We start from the raw sequence: 18,371 nt of genomic DNA on the forward strand, positions 1-18,371 counted from the left end.
CGCGGCTTTACCCGATCACCATGGGCCTGTCGAAACAGCTTTTGCCGATCTACGACAAGCCGATGATCTACTACCCGATCAGCGTGCTGATGCTGGGCGGCATCCGCGAGATCGCCATCATCACCACCCCGCAGGACCAGGATCAGTTCCGCCGCACGCTGGGCGACGGCAGCCAATGGGGCCTGTCGCTCACCTATATCCCGCAACCAAGCCCCGACGGGCTGGCGCAGGCCTATATCCTCGCGCGCGATTTCCTGAACGGCGCGCCCTCGGCCATGGTTCTGGGCGACAACATTTTTTTCGGTCACGGCTTGCCCGAGATCCTGGCCGAGGCCGATGCGCAGACCCTTGGCGGTACGGTCTTCGGCTATCGCGTGGCAGACCCCGAACGCTACGGCGTGGTGGATTTCGCCCCCGACGGATCGGTGCGTGCCCTGATCGAGAAACCGACCCATCCGCCCTCACCCTTTGCCGTGACGGGGCTTTATTTCCTCGACGGTACCGCCCCCGACCGCGCGGCGACGGTCACCCCATCGGCGCGGGGCGAACTGGAAATCACCAGCCTTCTCGAAAGCTATCTGCACGACGGCACGTTGCGCGTCGCCAAGATGGGACGCGGGTTCGCCTGGCTCGATACGGGCACCCATGCGAGCTTGCTCGATGCGGGAAATTTCGTGCGCACGCTTGAGCAACGTCAGGGGATGCAGACCGGCAGCCCCGATGAAATCGCCTATGCGCAGGGCTGGATCTCTGCAGAAGATCTGGCCGCCCGCGCATCCCTGTTTGGCAAGAACGAATACGGCCGCTATCTACTGTCCTTGCTCTGAGTTTCGTAACGATCATTTCAGTTCGAAGGAGCCGGTCCCCGGTGTTCTTCCGCCTTCACGCCTTGTTCTTGAGGTATGTCGCCCACCACGCCGACCGGCTTGGCGGTTTCAGCCTGTCGCGTGACGGGCGCAAACCGCTTGGCCATGTCGAACAGGTGCGGCGGGTGCCCGGTGCCATCGCCCTCATCGGCTGGACGGCCGCGCCCCGGCTGCGCCTGACATGGCCGGGCGGCGAGGCCACGGTAACCCCGACGTTGCAACGCCCCGATGTGATGCGCCGCTTTGGCTATCCGCTTGAGACCGGCTTCCAGATCGAGGCACCCGAGGGTGAGCGGCCCCTGACGCTGCATGTCACGAAACCCTCGGGCGAAGAGATCGCCCTGCCGGTGCCCCATCCCGCCGATCCACCGACGCCCGCCGCCCTCCGCCGACTGCGCCGCGCCTTTCTGGTGGGGCTGTTGCGGGCCGCGCCCGATCTCCTGCGCTGGACGCTGAAGCGCGACCCGGTCGCCCGCACGCGTATCAAGCACGCGCTGGGTCTCGAGGCGGTGCCCGAGGGCCTGCCCATCGACCCCCGCTATTTCGTCCACGGCGTTCCGCCGCGCGCACTGCATCCGATCACCATCATCTTGCCGGTTCACAATGCCTTCGACCTGCTGGGCGAAACCCTGCGCCGGGTTGAGGCGCATACCGATGTGCCATGGCATCTGGTCCTGATCGACGATGCCTCGACCGATCCGCGCGTGCGGCCCTTCCTGCGGTCTTGGGTGGACGGCCACCGGGGACGCGTGACGCTGATCGAACTGGATCGGAACCTCGGTTTCATCGGGGCCGTGAATCGCGGTTTCGAAGAGGCCGAACAGCACAGCGGCCATGTCGTCTTGCTCAATTCCGATGCCCATGTTCCCGAAGGCTGGGCCTCGCGCCTGATTTCGCCGTTCCAGCACGACCGCACCATTGCCTCCGTCACGCCGATGTCGAATGACGCCGAAATCTTTTCGGCCCCGATGATCTGCGAGGCGATGCCGCTGCCGAATGGCATGGTCGACCGGATCGACGCGGTGGCGCAGCGTCTGTCGGTGCCCCACCGACTGCCGTCCACCCCCACCGGCGTCGGCTTTTGCATGGCGATGAACAGCCGGTGGTTCGGTCGCTTGCCGCGCTTCGACACCGCTTTCGGCCCCGGCTACGGCGAAGAGGTCGATTGGTGCCAGAAACTGCGAAAGCTGGGTGCGCGCCATGTCGGGATGCCCGCGCTTTTCGTCGAACATCGCGGCGGCCAAAGTTTCGGGGTCGAGGCCAAGCAATCCATGGTCCCGCGCGCCAATGCCATGATCGCCCGCCGCTATCCCGCCTATGATACCGAAGTGCAGGCCTTCATCGGCAACGACCCGCTGCGCACCCCGCGGCTTGCGCTGGCCATCGCCATCGCCGGGGAACTCAGCCTCGATGCGCTGCCGCTTTTCATGGCCCATTCGATGGGGGGTGGGGCCGAACATGCCCTGACTGCCGAAATCGACGCGCGCAGGGCGCAGGGGCAGCACGCCATGGTCCTCCGCGTGGGCGGGCCGACCCGCTGGCAGTTGGAACTGCACGGGCCATCGGGCGTCATGTCGGCGGCGACAAGCGATTTTGCCCATATCCACCGCCTTCTCGACCCCGTGCCCGCGCTCCGCGTGATCTATTCCTGCGGCGTCGGCGATCGCGATCCGGTGGCCCTGCCGCAGGTCCTGCTGTCGCTCGCCCGCGCCGGGCGGTCCGATACGCTCGAGGCGCGGGTGCATGATTTCTTCATGATCAGCCCCTCCTATTGCCTGCTCAACGCCGATGGCAGCTATCGTGGCCCGGTGCGGGGCGATTGTGACGACCCGGCCCACCGGGCACGCCGCCCGGATGGGAGTACCGTGCCCCTGTCGCAATGGCAGGCCGCGTGGCACCGTTTCCTCATCGCCTGCGCCGAGGTGACGGTATTTTCGGATTCCAGCCGCCAGCACCTTGTGAAGGTCTATCCCGATCTGGCCAACCGGATCGTCTATCGGCCCCATGGCGCGGTGGTGCGGATCGACCGGATGCAGCCCCCGACATCCTCCGGGGCGGGAACGTTAGGTGTGCTGGGCAATCTCAACCACCAGAAGGGGGCGGGCGTGCTTTGTGCCCTGTCTGAGCGTCTGGCCGAACAGGGTGGGCCACGGACGGTCCTGATCGGGAACATGGACCCGGCCTTTTCCCGTCCGCCCAGCCTGAAACTCCACGGAAGCTACGACCGCGCCGACATCCGCCACCTTGCCGAACGTTATGGCGTGACCGCGTGGCTGGTGCCGTCGATCTGGCCCGAGACCTTTTCCTTCGTCACCCACGAGATGTTGGCCACCGGCTTGCCGGTCTATGGCTTCGACATCGGCGCGCAGGGCGAGGCGCTGCGCCGCGCCCCGAACGGCATCGCGCTGCCGTTCGACCCGGACGGCGACCATGTCGCAACGCTTTTGAGGGCGGTCACAGGCCCTTGTGCTCGGCAGGGCATCCCGATCAACGTAGAAACAAGAGAAGCAGCTGAATGACCGACCTTCACCTTGTCCCCGATACGTTCCCCGCCGATGATCGACCGCTTTTCATCGTGGGCTCCGTGCGGTCGGGCACGACCCTGCTACGCAACCTTTTGCGCCGGGTGCCGGACTTCATCTGCCCCGAAGAAACCCATTTCTTCCGCTGGTCCGAACCGTTCCGCACGCCCCATAGTTACCAGCCGCATCGCAAGAGCGCCCTGTTGCGCAAGCACCGCGAGATGGACGGCGTCCCCGAAGAGGTGTTCGAGGCACTGCTGGAAGAAAGCCGTGACAAGGCCGAATTGCAGCGCGGCTACATCACCGCCTTCGCCCGGGCGAAGGGTATGACCGGTCCTTATCGCTGGTTCGACAAGACACCGCAGAATTTTTTTGGCGCGGCGCTGATCGCACAGGAAATGCCCAAGGCGCGGTTCCTCCACCTCGTGCGCAATCCGTTGAATGTCGTGGCAAGCCTTGTCCTCGGTCGGCAGGTCAAGGTCACCGACATCCACGGCGCCTGCAATTACTGGATCGAGGCGGTGCAGTTCATGGCCACGGTCGAGATGGCCTACCCCGAACGCGTGCTGACCGTCCGCTACGAGGATCTGGTGGAGGATGTGCCCGGTGTGATGGCTCGGATCCTTGATCACGCTCAGGTCGCCGCTCCGCCGGGCCTCTATTCCGCCGCCGATGTGCATCGCGAACGCAACCTGTGGCGTGGCGCGCTGGTCGATGGTCTGGCCGAGGTGGTGCTGGAGCGTTGCGGTGCCTTGGCGGTGCGCCATGGCTATGACCTGTCCGCCGATCTGCGACCCCGCCGCCGGTTTTTCTGAACCGCGATTGGCCTGTGTCACTTCGACCGGGTCATGTTCTTGACCTTCCAGTCACGGGAAGCCCTATGTGACACGGTGGAAGGACATCCCATGCCCAAAGATACGACCTCCTCCATCCTGCGCCGCTATGCCGTCGACAACCTGACCTGCGGCAGTTGCGTCGCGCGGGCCGAAACCGCGCTTGCCACCGTGCCGGGCGTCGAAAGCGCGCGGGTCAACCTCGCCACCCGCCGCGCAGATCTGCGCATTCTTCCGGGCTTCGACCCCGCCGCGCTGGCCTCTGCGATGACGTCCGCAGGCTACCCCGTGCACCCGGTCGACGGGGTGGCGATGCGCGCCAGCGTCGGTAACCTGAATTGCGGCGGCTGCGCCTCGCGCGCGGAAAAGGCGCTGAACGCCCTCCCCGAGGTGTTGGAGGCGCAGGTGAACCTCGCCCTCAAACGCGCCGATATCCGGCTGGCCGATGCCGCCGATTGGCCCGTGGTCGAGGCCGCGATGGACAAGGCGGGCTATCCAGTCGCGGATCTCGATCCGCCCGAGGCGGCCACCGCAGATGCCCCGACCGACACGGCGGATGAGGCCGCGCCGATGCGCCGCGCCTTTCTGATCGCAGCCGCCCTGACCCTCCCCGTCTTCGTGATGGAGATGGGCGGGCACCTGATCCCCGCCTTCCACCATTGGCAGATGGCGACCTTTGGCACCTTCCCGCTGCATCTGATCCAGTTCCTGCTCACCACTGCCGTTCTTGCGGGCCCGGGCCGCGTCTTCTTCCGCCTCGGTGTGCCCGCGCTCCTCAAGGGCGCGCCCGAGATGAACAGCCTCGTGGTGCTGGGCACCTCCGCCGCCTGGGCCTGGTCGACGCTGGTGACTTTCGCCCCCGGCGTCGTGCCCGAAACCGGGCGCTTCGTCTATTTCGAGGCGGCCGCCGTCATCGTCACCCTGATCCTTCTGGGCCGCTGGCTGGAGGGGCGCGCGCGGGGGCAGGCGGGGGCGGCGATCCGTGGCCTGATGGCGCTGCGCCCCGACACCGCTCATCGCGTCGCGGAGGGCACCGAGACCGAGGTGCCGCTGTCCGATCTGCGTCGCGGCGACCTGATCCGCCTGAAACCCGGTGAGCGTATCGCTGTCGATGGTATCGTGACCGAGGGCGAAAGCCACATCGACGAGGCGATGCTGACCGGCGAACCGCTGCCTGTCGCCAAGCGCACGGGGGACGCCGTGACGGCGGGCACCGTGAACGGCACGGGGACGATTGTTTACCGCGCGACCGCCGTGGGCGCGGATACCGTTCTGGCCCGCATCGTCGCCATGGTCGAAGATGCGCAGGCCACCCGCCTGCCGGTGCAATCGCTGGTGAACCGTGTCACCGCCGTCTTCGTGCCGGTGGTGTTGGTGATCGCGGTGCTGGCTGCAGGTAGCTGGCTGATCTGGGGTCCCGATCCGGCCAAGGCGCTGGTGATCGGCGTTTCCGTCCTGATCATCGCTTGCCCCTGCGCCATGGGTCTGGCCACGCCGGTCTCCATCCTCGCCGGGACGGGCCGCGCCGCCGAACTGGGCGTGCTGTTCCGTAAAGGCGACGCGCTGCAACAGCTGGCGGGGGTCGATCTGGTCGCCTTCGACAAGACCGGCACCCTGACCGAGGGACGGCCCAGCGTCACCGCCATCGCGCCTGCCGGGTCCTGCGACGCCGAAACGCTTCTGGCCACCGCCGCCGGGGTCGAAACCGCCTCCGAACATCCGCTGGCCCGCGCGATCCTGGCCGAGGCTGCCGCGCGTGGCATCGCGCCTCTGCGCGTCGACCGGTTCGAGGCCGTGACGGGTGCCGGGGCGCAGGCCATCCTCGGTGACGATATCTTGCGCGTCGGCAACCGCGCGTATCTCGAGGCGGCGGGGATTGCCGTGCCCCCCACCGATCCCGCTCCGGTGACCGAAGTGCATGTCGCGCGGGGCGCGACCTATCTCGGGCATCTCGCCCTGTCCGACCCGCTCAAGCCCGAGGCGGCGCGCGCCGTCGCGGCGCTCAAGGCGCGAGGCATCCGCGTCGCGCTCCTGTCCGGCGATGCCGAAGGGCCGGTCGATGCCGTGGCAAAGACCCTTGCTATCCCCGAGGCTCACGCCCGCCTGTCGCCCGCCGACAAGCGCGCGCAGGTCGCCGCATGGCGGGCCGAAGGGCGGCGCGTTGCCTTCGTGGGCGATGGCCTCAACGATGCCGCCGTTCTGGCCGAGGCCGATGTCGGCATCGCGCTGGGCACCGGCACCGATGTGGCCATCGAGGCGGGCGATGTCGTGCTGGTCTCGGGCGCGCCCACCGGTGTCGTCACCGCGATGGAGGTGTCGCGGCGTACCCTGCGCAACATCGTCCAGAACCTTGTCTGGGCCTTTGGCTACAACGTCGCGCTGATCCCGGTGGCGGCTGGCCTCTTGGCGCTCTTTGGCGGGCCGTTCCTGAACCCGATGCTCGCCGCGGGGGCGATGGCCGCCAGTTCCGTCCTTGTCGTTCTGAATGCCCTGCGCCTGCGCAGGATGGAGGCCGCATGAACATCGGAGAAGTGGCTGAGGCCTCGGGCCTGCCCGCAAAGACGATCCGCTACTATGAGGATATCGGCCTGATCACGCCGCACCGCGCTGACAACGGCTATCGCATGTTCAGCGAGGCGCATCTGCACAAACTCGCCTTCATCGCCCGCGCACGGGGCCTCGGGTTTTCCATCGAACAGTGCCGGACCCTGCTGGCGCTTTACGAGGATCGCGGGCGGGCCAGTGCCGATGTGAAGAAGCTCGCCGAAACCCATCTGGCCGAGATCGACGCCAAGATGAAGGAACTGGCCGACATGCGCCACACGCTCGCGGATCTGGTCCATGCCTGCGCGGGTGACCACCGCCCCGATTGCCCGATCCTTTCGGGTCTGGCCGCGTCGGTGGTGAGCGATTGAACCCGCGCGGGGGCTTGCGTAGGGTCGGGGCAGTTTCCCATCCGGTGCGCCATGTCCCCGCTTCGCGGCATCATCCTGAAAATACTGTCCGTCTGCGTGTTCGTGGCGATGGCCTCGATCATCAAGGCGACATCGGACAGTGTGCCGCCCGGACAGGCGGTGTTCTTTCGTTCGCTCTTTGCCATCCCGGTGATCGGGATCTGGTTGGCGATGCGGGGCGAATTGCACACCGGATTGCGGACGCAAAACCCCATGGGCCATGTCTGGCGCGGGCTGGTCGGCACGACCTCCATGGGTTTGGGCTTTGCCGGTCTGGGCCTCTTGCCGCTGCCTGAGGTCACGGCCATCGGCTATGCCGCGCCGATCCTTGTCGTGATTTTCGCCGCCATGTTTCTGGGCGAACAGGTGCGACTGTTCCGGCTGTCGATGGTCGCCTTGGGCCTTGTCGGCGTTCTGATCGTTCTCAGCCCGCGATTGCAGGTCGATCCGGCCACCGTCACCACGCGCGAGACGCTCGGGGCGGTGGTCGTGCTATTGTCGGCGGTCTGCGCTGCACTGGCGCAGGTTTTCGTGCGCAAGCTGGTGCAGACGGAAACCGTATCGGCCATCGTTTTCTATTTCTCGGTCACCGCGACGCTTCTGGCGCTTCTCACGCTGCCGTGGGGCTGGGTTCTGCCACCACCCCACGTTGCCGCGCTTCTGGTTCTCGCGGGGCTTTTGGGCGGGGTGGGGCAGATCCTCCTGACCACCAGCTACCGCCATGCCGATGCCTCGTTGATCGCGCCATTCGAATATACATCGATGATTTTGGCGATCGTGGTCGGTTACACCGTCTTCGGCGAGGTGCCGGGGGCCGCCACCTTGGCGGGCGGCGGCATGATCGTGGTCGCGGGTATCTTGATCATTTTGCGCGAACGGCAACTGGGGCTGGAACGCGCCCGGCAGCGCAAGGCCGGCCCGACCCAGCCCTGAGGCGTCGCCTTACCCGGTTTTGACCTTGCGCCATTCCGCCTCGACGGCGTTTCCCTGCCGTGCCAGCGTCGCCTGAAGGCGCTGCATCACGCGACCCCGCGCCAGCTTCATGGTTTGCAAGATCAACCGCGCCGTCAGCGTCTGCGCCGACAGGTCCAGCATGACGGCCACCCGGGTCACCTCTGGTGACAGCGCGATAAAATTCATTTCGTGAACACAGGTCATGCCTCCGATCCGGCTTTCGATCAGGCAGATTTCGTCGGGCACAAATCGCGCGATCTTGGCGCTGACAGGGCGCACCTTGCCGCGAACCTTGACCTCGCCGCGCCATTCCGCGCCCTCGGCGGGGGTCGTCCAGTTTCCGCTGCGCGTGACGGTCGCGCCGCGCCCGCGGGCATCCGCCTCCATCCCGCTGAACTCGGTGAACCGGGCCCAGACCATCGACCGGGGGGCATCAAGATCCTCGGAAACCCTGAATTTCATCGGCGGCGACCCATCTTGCTTTGGTCCATCATGACCCGGTTCTTTGCAGCGCGCCACCGTCCGGTTTCGCGTGGAATTCCTCGCCGCTGTCCAGCAGATGCGCGTAGGGGGCCCAGTAGTCGGGCACCAGGCGGAACGCGATGTCGTGGCGGCAGATCTTGAGGATCTCGATCTGGAGATCTTCGTTCAGCATTCCGAAATCAAGCTTGGGGCCGCCAGTCTGCAAACGCGGCATCACCGCGTTCGTGCCGCATTCGGCATTCACGAAATCAACCAACTCGCCCACGCGCTCCAGCCGGAAGATCCGTTCGAAATACGACGGATCGTTGCCGATGAATTTCTGCTGTTTCAAAAAATGCCGCGCCAGCGGCTTGGAGCAGCGCAGATAGCCGACGTAATTTTCGATGAAGGTCTCGATATCGGGATCGGGCGGCAACCCCTCGCGCAGCAAATCGCGGCCTGCGGCTTCGATGCTCAATTCGCGGTAATGGAGCACCCGGTTGGAATATCCCGAGAGAAAGCGCCGGACCGGATCGCGGACCAGCGCAAAGCGCCTGAATTCCACCAGCTCGCCATGGTCGATCCGGTTGAACCGGTAATTGGCCGCCAGCATGTTGGCGTCGATGCGCGTTCCCTGAACGGAATAATCCCGGAACGCAAAGCCGTTTTCCGCATGAAACAAGAAGGCCCTAAGCGAAGTTCCCCCTGCCTTGGGCGAAAAGAAAAACGCCATCCGCTGCGCGGGCATGGTGTATGGCATGTCCTGACCTCTGCTCGTTTTTTGTATTTTGTTCGTGTTTTATCTAAAGATAGCAGAGCCGGGCCGCTTCGGGCAACCGTGACGGCGCACCCGCCGCCCGATTGTTGCCCTGCCCGCCTAGTCAAGCCGGTCGGCCAGCCAATGTTCCAACAGGAAATGCGCGATGGCGCCCCGCCGCGCCGGACGGATCTCGGGGTGTTCGCCCGCGAAGACGGTCAGCAATTCGCCCCGCGTCACCCAGCGCGCCGCCTCGATCTCGGCTGGGTCGACCGTGATCGCGTCGCTGATCGCCTCGCCCCGGCAGCCGATCATGAGCGAGGCGGGAAAGGGCCATGGCTGGTTGGCCAGATAGTCGACCCGCCCCACCCGCACGGCCGTTTCCTCGAACACTTCGCGGCGCACCGCCGCCTCGATCGTCTCGCCGGGTTCCACGAACCCCGCAAGCAGCGAAAACATTCCCTCGGGCCATCCGGGCGAACGACCCAAAAGAACGCTGTCGCCCCGCGTGATCAGCATGATGACCACCGGATCGGTGCGCGGGAAATGATGCGCGCCGCAATCGGGGCATTTCCGCTGCCAGCCACCCTCTGCCATCTCGCTCGCCACGCCGCAGCGCGAACAGAACCCATGCGACAGGTGCCAGTTCCCCAGCGCCCGCGCCGTCGCGGCCAGCTCCGCGTCGCGCGCCGAAAGCGTCGTCATGATGGCGCGCAATTCCCGAAAGGCGCTGCCATCGGGCGCGGCGGGGTGGTGCTGCACCGAGGGGTCGAGAAAGGCCCCGATCTGCGCCTCGTCCACCGGTTCGGGCGGGATCCAGCCGGAAATATCGCGCGCGAAAACGGCCTGACCGTCGATCCGGCCCAAAAAGATCGCTGCCTCATCGGCATCGCGCAGGATCGGGTCATCTGCCGCCAGCCGCACCAGCGTGCAGGCCCCGTTCGCAGGGTCACCCATCACCAGCGGCTTGCCGCGCCACAAGACGATGACCTGCCCGCCCTCGGCCAGTGCGCGCGCCAATCCGGCCGCGTCTTTGCGCTCTGCCGCCGACCGGTCCAGATCCGATCCCCCGAACGTCACCCTTTCCGCATATCGCATCTGCCTGTCCTTTCAGCACCCTGATGATCAAGGGTATGACTCTTTCGCCACAGCGGGCGCAATGTGCCGTAGAAATCCGCCTTTCTCCGTGTAAGGGCTTTTTCGGCGGAACATTGCAGCGTTAGCTGTAGGGGACTGCAGGGACGAACCCAAGATGACCATTGCCGGGACACGGTCTGGCACGCATGCCGCCGGGGCGGGGCTCGCCGCCGCTGGCGTGCGCCTGCGCATTCTCGCGACCTCCGACCTGCATGCGCATCTCCTCCCCTTCAACTATTTCTCCGACCGGCCCGAGCAGGATGTCGGCCTGTCGAACCTTGCCGCGCTGATCCAAAGGGCGCGCGCAGGATGCCCCAACACGCTCCTGTTCGACAACGGCGACACGTTGCAGGGCGCGCCTCTGGCCGATGCCGCCCTGTCCGACCTGATGCCGCGGGGCGACACGCATCCGATGATCACGCTGATGAATGCGCTTGGCTATGATGCTGCGACACTCGGCAATCATGATTTCGATTTCGGGCTTGGCGCGCTGCAACAGGCTCTTGCCGGCGCGCGCTACCCGGTGGTGCTGGGCAATGTCGACTGGATGGCCACCGATCCGGGGCCGGTGCGTCCCGGCCTGATCCTAGACCGGGTCGTGGTCGACGAAGATGGCGCGCCGCACCGCCTGAGGGTGGGCGTGACCGGGGCCGTCCCGCCACAGGTCATGCGCTGGGCCCGTGCTCATCTTCAGGGCCGTATCGACGTGGGCCATATCCTGCCCGCCATGAGCCAGCAGGCGGCCGCCCTGCGCGAGGCCGGAGCCGATATCGTCGTGGTTCTGGCGCACAGCGGCCTCGGGCACGATACCGACGCCAGCGAGGGGGAAAACGTGGGCCGTCTTCTGGCCCGGATCGACGGGGTGGACGCCGTCATCGCCGGTCATACGCACCGCACCTTTCCCAGCGCCGAAGAGCCACCCACGCCTCTGGGCGGGACACCGATGGTGCAACCCGGCTGCTGGGGCTCGCATCTGGGTCAGATCGACCTCGATCTTGCCGCGCCGCCGATCGGATCGGGACGACCCTGGCGCGTGCGCGGTTCCGAGGCCGTGGTGACCGCAGCCACCGACATCCGTGACGAGGACAGGGAAAGACTGTGGGACAGTTTGCAGCGCATGCCGGGCCTGCAACGCGACATCCTGCGCAGCCATCGCGCGACGCGGCGCTATTCCGCGCGCGCGCTCGGCCGTACGGCGGTCCCGTTCGAGACGTATTTCAGCCTGATCGCGCCCTGTGCCGCGACGCAGGTGATCGCCGATGCGCAGCGCGCCGCCGCCGTCCCGCTGATCCGCGATCGTCCCGACCTTGCGGGCTTGCCGCTGATCTCGGCCGCCACGCCCTTCAAATCCGGCGGCCGGGGCGGGCCGCTGGAATATACCGACGTGCCCGCCGGTCCCCTTCTCCTCCGGCATGCGGCGGATCTTTACGGCTATTCCAATGGCCTGATCCTTCTGCGAGCCAGTGGCGCGCTGCTGCGGGACTGGCTCGAACGCTCCGCCTCGGCCTTCAATCGGGTCGTGCCGGGTGCGGGCTGTGCCCCGCAACCGCTGCTCGACCGCGCCTTTGCCAGCTACAATTTCGACCGGCTCGACGGATTGCGCTACGACATCGACCTTAGCCAGCCAGCGCGCACCGATGCCGAGGGGACGCTTTGCCACCCCGGCCCGGGACGCATCCGCAACCTGCGCCTGTCCGACGGCCGCCCGGTAGAGGACACGGCCTCCTTTCTGGTCGTGACCAGCACCTATCGTGCGGCGGGCGGCGGGCATTTCCCCGCCGCGCAGGCCTGCGAAACCATCCACGAAAGCACCGATCCCGTGCGCGACGCCCTGGTTGCCCATATCATGGCCAGCCCCTGCGACCTGGACCCCGTGATCGAACCCAGTTTCCGTTTCACGCCGCTGGGGGGGGCGACCGTGGTCGTCCATACCGGGCCGAGTGCCGCGGCCCATCCCGACCGGGTGCACGCGCTTGGGATGACGGCCGACGGGACCGATGAGGACGGTTTTGCCCGCTACCTGATGCGGATCTAGGCAAACCTGGCGCTCCTGCAAAAAAAATGTGCAAGTTGGTATCCACCTGTGCAGTGATTGCGCAGACGCCTGTTTGGTGGGCAATTTGCCCGTTGACGGAACAGTCACCAGTCGCTGAGGTGCCAGACGCCGAAACGACCGAGCTGCCAAGCCGAAGGAGACATCGCTTGCTCACCCGTGCCATTCCCACCCTCGCCGCCGCGCTGGTCGCGGCCACGCCGCTTGCCGCGCAGGAAACCATGAACTTCGCGCTCGATTGGCGCTTCGAAGGTCCCTCCGCGCCCTATTTCCTCGCCATCGACAACGGCCATTTCGCGGCCGAAGGGCTCGAGGTGAACGTGACCGCCGGCGAAGGGTCGCTCGACGCGATCCCGAAGGTCGCATCGGGCGCCTTCCCCATGGGCTTCGCCGACATCAACAGCCTTGTCCGCTTTCTCGACCAGAACCCGGGCGCACCTGTCATCGCCGCAATGATGGTCTATGACAGCCCGCCCTTCTCCATCGTGGGCCGCGTCAGCCAAGGCATCAGCGGGATCGAGGATCTCGAAGGATCGGTCCTTGGCGCACCGCCGCCCGATGGCGCATGGGCGCAATTCCCGATCCTTGCCGCCGTGAACGACATCGACGTGTCCACCATCACCGTGGAGCCCGTGGGTTTCCCCACCCGTGAGCCGATGCTGGCCGAGGGCAATGTCGACGCCGTGACCGGTTTCAACTTCTCGTCCTACCTGTCGCTCGCGCGTCTTGGCGTGCCCGAGGATGACATCACCACCATCCTCTTCGCCGACCATGGGGTGGAGCTTTATGGCAACGCGGTCATCGTCAACACCGACTTCGCCGCCGCCAACCCCGAACTGGTGACCGGCGCGCTGCGCGCCATCGCGCGGGGCGTGGCCGATGCCGCCGCCGATCCGGCAGCCGGCGCCGCCGCCGTCATCGCGCGCAACCCGGCCGGTGACGTCGATCTGGAAACCCGCCGCCTGCAACTGGCGCTCGACGCCAACATCCTGACGCCCTGGGTGATGGAAAACGGGCTGGGTGGCATTGATGCCGACCGCATGGCGACCGCCATCGAGCAGCTGCGCCTGACCTACGAGTTCCAGAACGAGCCCGACGCCGCGCTCTACTTCACCGACGCCTATCTGCCCGAGGCCGAGGTGCGGATGATCTCCCGCTGAGCGGTTGACACCAAGATGCCCGCCGGGCCGGTTTTCGACCGGCCCGGCGGGTTGCGCTTGTAGTTACGGATGCACGACGCGATCACGACGCAACCACGACAGGATCACGACAGGCCGTCCGACCCACCCTGTTAACCATGGCCTTGCACAAACCCGATATGTGTTGACGCGCCGTTTATCATGCAAAGGTCCGCCTGATGCAGACGCCCCCCTCCGCAACCATGATCGAACTGCGCGGCGTCAGCCATGCCTACAGAACCAAGGCAGGCCCCCTGCCGGTGCTCGACAATCTGAACATGGCGGTGCCGGAAAACAGCTTTTGCGCAGTGGTCGGCCCTTCGGGCTGCGGCAAGTCCACGCTGACGCGGCTGGTTTCGGGCCTGATGAAACCCAATACGGGCGAAGTCTGGCTGCACGGCAAAAAGGTCACGAGCCCCCGCCCGACCGTGGGCATGGCGTTCCAGAACCCCGTGCTTCTGGAATGGCGCACGATCCTGCAAAACATTCTTTTGCCTTTGGAAATCGTGAAATCCCCCATGTCCAAGGCCGAGGCGACGGAACGCGCCCATCACCTGCTGGACCTGGTCGGCCTGACCGGTTTCGCGGAAAAACGCCCCTCCGAACTGTCGGGTGGCATGCGCCAGCGCGCGAGCCTCTGCCGGTCGATCATCCACAAGCCCGATGTGCTGATCCTCGACGAACCTTTCGGCGCGCTCGACGCCTTCACCCGCGAGGACCTGTGGTGCACCATGCACGACCTGCGCCGGGAGGAACCCTTTACCTGCCTTCTGATCACCCATGACCTGCGCGAAAGTGTTTTCCTTGCAGATCAAGTGGTTGTGATGTCCGGCCGCCCCGCCCACGCGCAATTCGTGCTCGATGTCGACATACCGGGACCGCGCAGTCTCGATGATCTCTACGGTCCCAAGGCGGTCTCGATGCTCGCCACTTTGCGCCACCAGATCCAGGTCGCCCAAGGCCGCGCGACCGAGGCAGACGCCCCGCAGGAGGCACAGGCATGAACGACACCTTGCGCAAGATCCTTGCCCCCACGATCTTCATCGTCGGTATTCTCGTCGTCTGGGAATGGGCGGTCTGGTACAACAACTTGCCCGATTTCCGCATGGCCAGTCCCTCGGACCTGATCCCGCGCTACATTCGGTTCTGGGACCTGTTCCTGATCAAGTCGTGGGAAACGCTGTGGCGCACCGTGGCGGGCTTGGGCCTTGCCGTGATCTTCGGCACGCTGATCGGCATGATCATGGGTTTTTCCCGTTTCGCCCGCGAAGGGCTCTACCCCATCCTCGTTGGGTTCAACGCCATCCCCAAGGCGACCGTCGTGCCCATCGTGGCGCTGATGTTCGTCGGCCAGCACGATTTCAACACGGTTCTCATCGCCTTCCTGATCTCGTTCTTTCCCATCGCGGTGTCCGTTTCCATCGGGCTGTCGACGCTGGAGCCGGAATACCGCGATATCCTGCGCAGCCTTGGTGCGTCGAATGTCACGATTTTCTGGAAAATCGCGCTGCCCAAGACCCTGCCGGAATTCTTCGGCGCGCTGAAGGTGGCGGTGACGTTGGCCTTTATCGGCACCAACCTGATGGAAATCGTATCGCCCCATGGCCGGGGTTTGGGCGATCTGTTCGATTCGGGCCGGATCAGCGCGGATTACCCGCTCATGTTCGCAGTTCTCTTCGCCTTGGCGGCGCTGGGTATCTTGCTGTTCTACTTCGTGGTCTTCCTCGAGCGGATCTTCGCGGGCTGGGCGGAACGCAGCCCCGGTTGAACTCGTACAGGCCCCCGAATCGTCCATTCGCGGCCTGAAATCAGCCAGATTTTTTGGTCATGGCTGGGTCCACCATCTGATCGGACCCAGCCATGACGTTTATCCGCCGCATTCTGTTGCTTGTGCTGAGCATCGCCTTTCTCGGCGCTTTGGGTGTCGCTCTGGCCCCCATGGCACCGCGCCTTGCGGATGCGGTCGCGCCGCTGGTCGCCCGCGCCGGGTCCGAATTCGCCCCGGCCGCATTGATTGCCACTGCTCCGATGGAACCGCGTCGCTTCACCATCGTTGAACGCCCGGATCTGAGGCCGCTGCTGCCGCGGCAGTTTTCCTATGAGCCGCCCCGCCTTGGCGGGGTGATCGACCGCGAAACGCCGGATCGCTCGGGCCCGCGCCCATGGCAGCTGTATGTGCCGCCGGGCATCGCCGACGATGCTGCGCCGGTTGTCGTCTTGTTGCATGGCGCGAATCGCGATGGACGCTCGATGATCCACATGTGGATGCAGCTTGCCCGCAGCGAGGGTGCCATCCTTGTCGCCCTGAACGCGCCCGAAGGCGGGTGGCGGGTGGATCGGCTGGATGAAGCCTTTCTTGACGCGGTCCTTGCGGAGGTCGCGGGCGTACACCCGATAGATCCTGCACGGCTCTACCTGTTCGGTCATTCCGCAGGATCGCGCGCGGCGCAGGTTCTGGCCAACCGTCACCCCCATCTTTGGCGCGCTGTTGCCACCCATGCGGGCACGGTCGATCCCGCCGACTTGCGCGCGGTGACGAACGGCCCGCCGGTGCGCCATTACCTTGGCACCGAGGATCATATTTTCGACGTTGCGACTGCAACGGCAGCCGGTCAGCGCGTGACGGCACTGGGCCATGATCACGAACTCGTGCTGGTGCCCGGTCATACGCACTGGTTCTATGTCGGCGGCCCAATCTTTGCCGCAGATGCGTGGGCTTGGTTCGAAAGCCTTTGACGGCGGGTTTCTTGCATCGCCGCGCCCAAGCGACTATCTGCTGAGTCGAGAGGTTGGCGCGGGCAGGCGCCTCGCCAACCTGGTCAGGTCCGGAAGGAAGCAGCCACAACGAGCCCCGCTTGGGTCGCTGTCCAGCCTCTCACTTGCCCCCTGTTCCACTTGGTTGGACGCGGGGCGCGCGCGCGCACCCCGGCCCGCGAGTCGGTGTTTCCCTCACATGCGGTTCGGCATGGCGGGCGCCAACGCCGAGCCCATGGTCGAAACCAGCAGGTAATTCAGGAACATCCCCAGCACGACGGCGAGCACGAAATAGAGTGTCGCCCCCTCGAGCAGCACGCGGCGGCGCGGCGGCATGGTGTGCCGTCTCCATTGCCACAACAAGATGCCGCAGACCGCCGCAAGGATATGGAACGTCCCGAAACTCGCCATGATGGACGGTCCGAGGCTCGCCATCAGGCCGCGCAAGCCCCCGGGCCAGACCACGCCGCCGACCCAGAATGCCAGCGCGGATGCGGCCATACCCCAGAAAAACAGGGCCATGCCCTGCACCAGGAAAGCGGGGGGTTTGTGTTCTGCCATCCATGCCTCTGCGTTCGACGGCAAGGTAGCGCACCCGGCCCACGCTTCACCATGGACCTTGGCGCGACGCTTCACTAGGGTTTCTTGCGATCCGAACAGCACCGAGGCCCCATGACCGACACACCCGACACCGGCTACCAGGTTCTGGCGCGCAAATACCGCCCGGCGACCTTTGCCGACTTGATCGGGCAGGAGGCGATGGTCCGCACCCTGAAGAACGCCTTCGAGGCCGACAGGATCGCGCAGGCCTTCATGCTGACGGGCATCCGCGGCACCGGCAAGACGACGACCGCGCGCATCATCGCCAAGGGATTGAACTGCATCGGTCCGGACGGGCAGGGCGGTCCGACGACCGATCCCTGCGGCGTCTGCGAGAATTGCCGGGCCATCGCCGAGGGCCGCCATGTCGACGTGATGGAGATGGACGCGGCATCGAATACCGGCGTGCAGAACATCCGCGACGCGATCATCGAGACGGTCAGCTACCGCGCGGCCCAGGCGCGCTACAAGATCTTCATCATCGACGAGGTTCACATGCTCTCGACCAGCGCGTTCAACGCGCTGCTCAAGACGCTCGAGGAACCGCCACCGCATGTGAAATTCCTCTTTGCGACCACGGAAATCCGCAAGGTTCCGGTCACGGTCCTGTCGCGGTGCCAACGCTTCGACCTGCGTCGGATCGAGCCCGAGGTGATGATCGCGCACCTGCAAAAGGTGGCGGGCCTCGAGGGCGCGCAGATCTCCGATGACGCGCTCGCGCTGATCACCCGCGCCGCCGAAGGATCGGTGCGCGACGCGATGAGCTTGCTCGATCAGGCCATCGCCCATGGCGCGGGGGAAACCACCGCAGACCAGGTGCGCGCGATGCTGGGTCTGGCCGATCGGGGCCGCGTGCTCGACCTGTTCGAGGCGATCATGCGTGGCGATGCGGCGGGCGCATTGGACGAATTGGGCGCGCAATATGCCGATGGGGCCGACCCGGTCGCCGTCCTGCGCGATCTGGCCGAGATCACGCATTGGCTCAGCGTCATCAAGATCTCGCCCGACGCGGCCGAGGATCCGACGATTTCGCCCGAGGAACGGATGCGCGGCCGGTCTTTGGCCGAACGCCTGCCGATGCGTGTTCTGACGCGCATGTGGCAGATGCTTCTGAAAGCCTTGGAAGAGGTCAGCCTGTCGCCCAATGCGATGATGGCCGCCGAAATGGCCGTGATCCGCATGACCCATGTGGCCGACCTGCCCACGCCCGGCGATCTGGTGAAGAAACTGCAATCGACGCCCGGGCCAGCGGGCGGCGCTGGCACGGCGCGCCCATCCGGCGGCGGCGGCCCGGTTCATGC

Annotated in this window: 16 protein-coding genes and 1 other RNA gene; 13 read left to right on the plus strand and 4 right to left on the minus strand. The window is 65.8% G+C overall.

The annotated features are described in order from the left end of the window. The 6 genes from rfbA to QQK63_RS17590 form a co-directional block, all read left to right on the plus strand. Positions 1-827 (plus strand): glucose-1-phosphate thymidylyltransferase RfbA (gene rfbA / locus QQK63_RS17565; RefSeq protein WP_284283258.1); only part of this gene is annotated, 827 nt, incomplete at its 5' end. Positions 828-868: 41 nt separating this feature from the next. Beyond that, the gene (locus QQK63_RS17570) at positions 869-3,385 is read left to right on the plus strand and encodes a glycosyltransferase (RefSeq protein WP_277828172.1); all 2,517 of its coding nucleotides are present in this window, start codon (positions 869-871) and stop codon (positions 3,383-3,385) included. After that, positions 3,382-4,203 carry a sulfotransferase family protein gene (locus tag QQK63_RS17575; RefSeq protein ID WP_277828170.1) on the plus strand — a complete coding sequence of 274 codons (822 nt, stop codon included), beginning with the start codon at positions 3,382-3,384 and terminating at the stop codon, positions 4,201-4,203. The genes QQK63_RS17570 and QQK63_RS17575 overlap by 4 nt, the downstream gene beginning before the upstream one ends. A gap of 90 nt (positions 4,204-4,293) precedes the next feature. Then, on the plus strand, positions 4,294-6,741 hold the full coding sequence (locus tag QQK63_RS17580; protein ID WP_277828168.1) for a heavy metal translocating P-type ATPase: 2,448 nt from the start codon (positions 4,294-4,296) through the stop codon (positions 6,739-6,741). Continuing rightward, positions 6,738-7,136, plus strand: a complete 399-nt coding sequence (gene cueR, locus QQK63_RS17585) for a Cu(I)-responsive transcriptional regulator (protein ID WP_277828166.1) — start codon at positions 6,738-6,740, stop codon at positions 7,134-7,136. Before QQK63_RS17580 ends, cueR begins: the two co-directional genes overlap by 4 nt. Before the next feature lie 51 nt (positions 7,137-7,187). Next, positions 7,188-8,108: a DMT family transporter gene (locus tag QQK63_RS17590; RefSeq protein ID WP_277828164.1), complete on the plus strand. Its 921-nt coding sequence runs from the start codon at positions 7,188-7,190 to the stop codon at positions 8,106-8,108. A 9-nt stretch (positions 8,109-8,117) separates the two neighbouring features. Here the strand turns inward: QQK63_RS17590 and QQK63_RS17595 are convergent, their stop codons facing one another. The 3 genes from QQK63_RS17595 to nudC form a co-directional block, all read right to left on the minus strand. Then, a complete protein-coding gene (locus QQK63_RS17595) occupies positions 8,118-8,591 on the minus strand; it encodes a hypothetical protein (RefSeq protein WP_277828162.1) in 474 nt (157 codons plus the stop codon). Positions 8,592-8,619: 28 nt separating this feature from the next. After that, positions 8,620-9,351 carry a sulfotransferase family 2 domain-containing protein gene (locus QQK63_RS17600; RefSeq protein ID WP_277828160.1) on the minus strand — a complete coding sequence of 244 codons (732 nt, stop codon included), beginning with the start codon at positions 9,349-9,351 and terminating at the stop codon, positions 8,620-8,622. A gap of 117 nt (positions 9,352-9,468) precedes the next feature. After that, positions 9,469-10,446 carry an NAD(+) diphosphatase gene (gene nudC / locus QQK63_RS17605; protein WP_277828158.1) on the minus strand — a complete coding sequence of 326 codons (978 nt, stop codon included), beginning with the start codon at positions 10,444-10,446 and terminating at the stop codon, positions 9,469-9,471. Positions 10,447-10,600: 154 nt separating this feature from the next. Here nudC and QQK63_RS17610 point away from each other — a divergent pair, with 154 nt between their 5' ends. From QQK63_RS17610 to ffs, 6 genes are all read left to right on the plus strand, one after another. Further along, positions 10,601-12,520, plus strand: a complete 1,920-nt coding sequence (locus tag QQK63_RS17610) for a bifunctional 2',3'-cyclic-nucleotide 2'-phosphodiesterase/3'-nucleotidase (protein ID WP_277828156.1) — start codon at positions 10,601-10,603, stop codon at positions 12,518-12,520. 167 nt (positions 12,521-12,687) lie between these two features. Further along, positions 12,688-13,698: an ABC transporter substrate-binding protein gene (locus QQK63_RS17615; RefSeq protein WP_277828154.1), complete on the plus strand. Its 1,011-nt coding sequence runs from the start codon at positions 12,688-12,690 to the stop codon at positions 13,696-13,698. Between the two features lie 197 nt (positions 13,699-13,895). Then, positions 13,896-14,720 carry an ABC transporter ATP-binding protein gene (locus QQK63_RS17620; RefSeq protein WP_277828152.1) on the plus strand — a complete coding sequence of 275 codons (825 nt, stop codon included), beginning with the start codon at positions 13,896-13,898 and terminating at the stop codon, positions 14,718-14,720. Next, entirely contained in the window at positions 14,717-15,484 is a 768-nt protein-coding gene (locus QQK63_RS17625) for an ABC transporter permease (RefSeq protein WP_277828150.1), read from the plus strand. The genes QQK63_RS17620 and QQK63_RS17625 overlap by 4 nt, the downstream gene beginning before the upstream one ends. A 92-nt stretch (positions 15,485-15,576) precedes the next feature. Further along, complete coding sequence (locus QQK63_RS17630) at positions 15,577-16,452, plus strand: CE1 family esterase (RefSeq protein ID WP_277828148.1); 876 nt, start codon at positions 15,577-15,579, stop codon at positions 16,450-16,452. 47 nt (positions 16,453-16,499) lie between these two features. After that, positions 16,500-16,596: signal recognition particle sRNA small type (ffs, locus tag QQK63_RS17635), an RNA gene on the plus strand. A 69-nt stretch (positions 16,597-16,665) separates the two neighbouring features. Here the strand turns inward: ffs and QQK63_RS17640 are convergent. Beyond that, a complete protein-coding gene (locus tag QQK63_RS17640; RefSeq protein WP_277828146.1) occupies positions 16,666-17,031 on the minus strand; it encodes a hypothetical protein in 366 nt (121 codons plus the stop codon). Between the two features lie 111 nt (positions 17,032-17,142). On the opposite strand from QQK63_RS17640, the gene QQK63_RS17645 reads away from it, so the two are divergent. Then, positions 17,143-18,371 (plus strand): DNA polymerase III subunit gamma/tau (locus QQK63_RS17645; RefSeq protein ID WP_284283259.1); only part of this gene is annotated, 1,229 nt, incomplete at its 3' end.

The sequence above is a fragment of the Roseicyclus marinus genome (assembly GCF_030163795.1).
Classification (GTDB): Bacteria; Pseudomonadota; Alphaproteobacteria; order Rhodobacterales; family Rhodobacteraceae; genus Roseicyclus; species Roseicyclus marinus.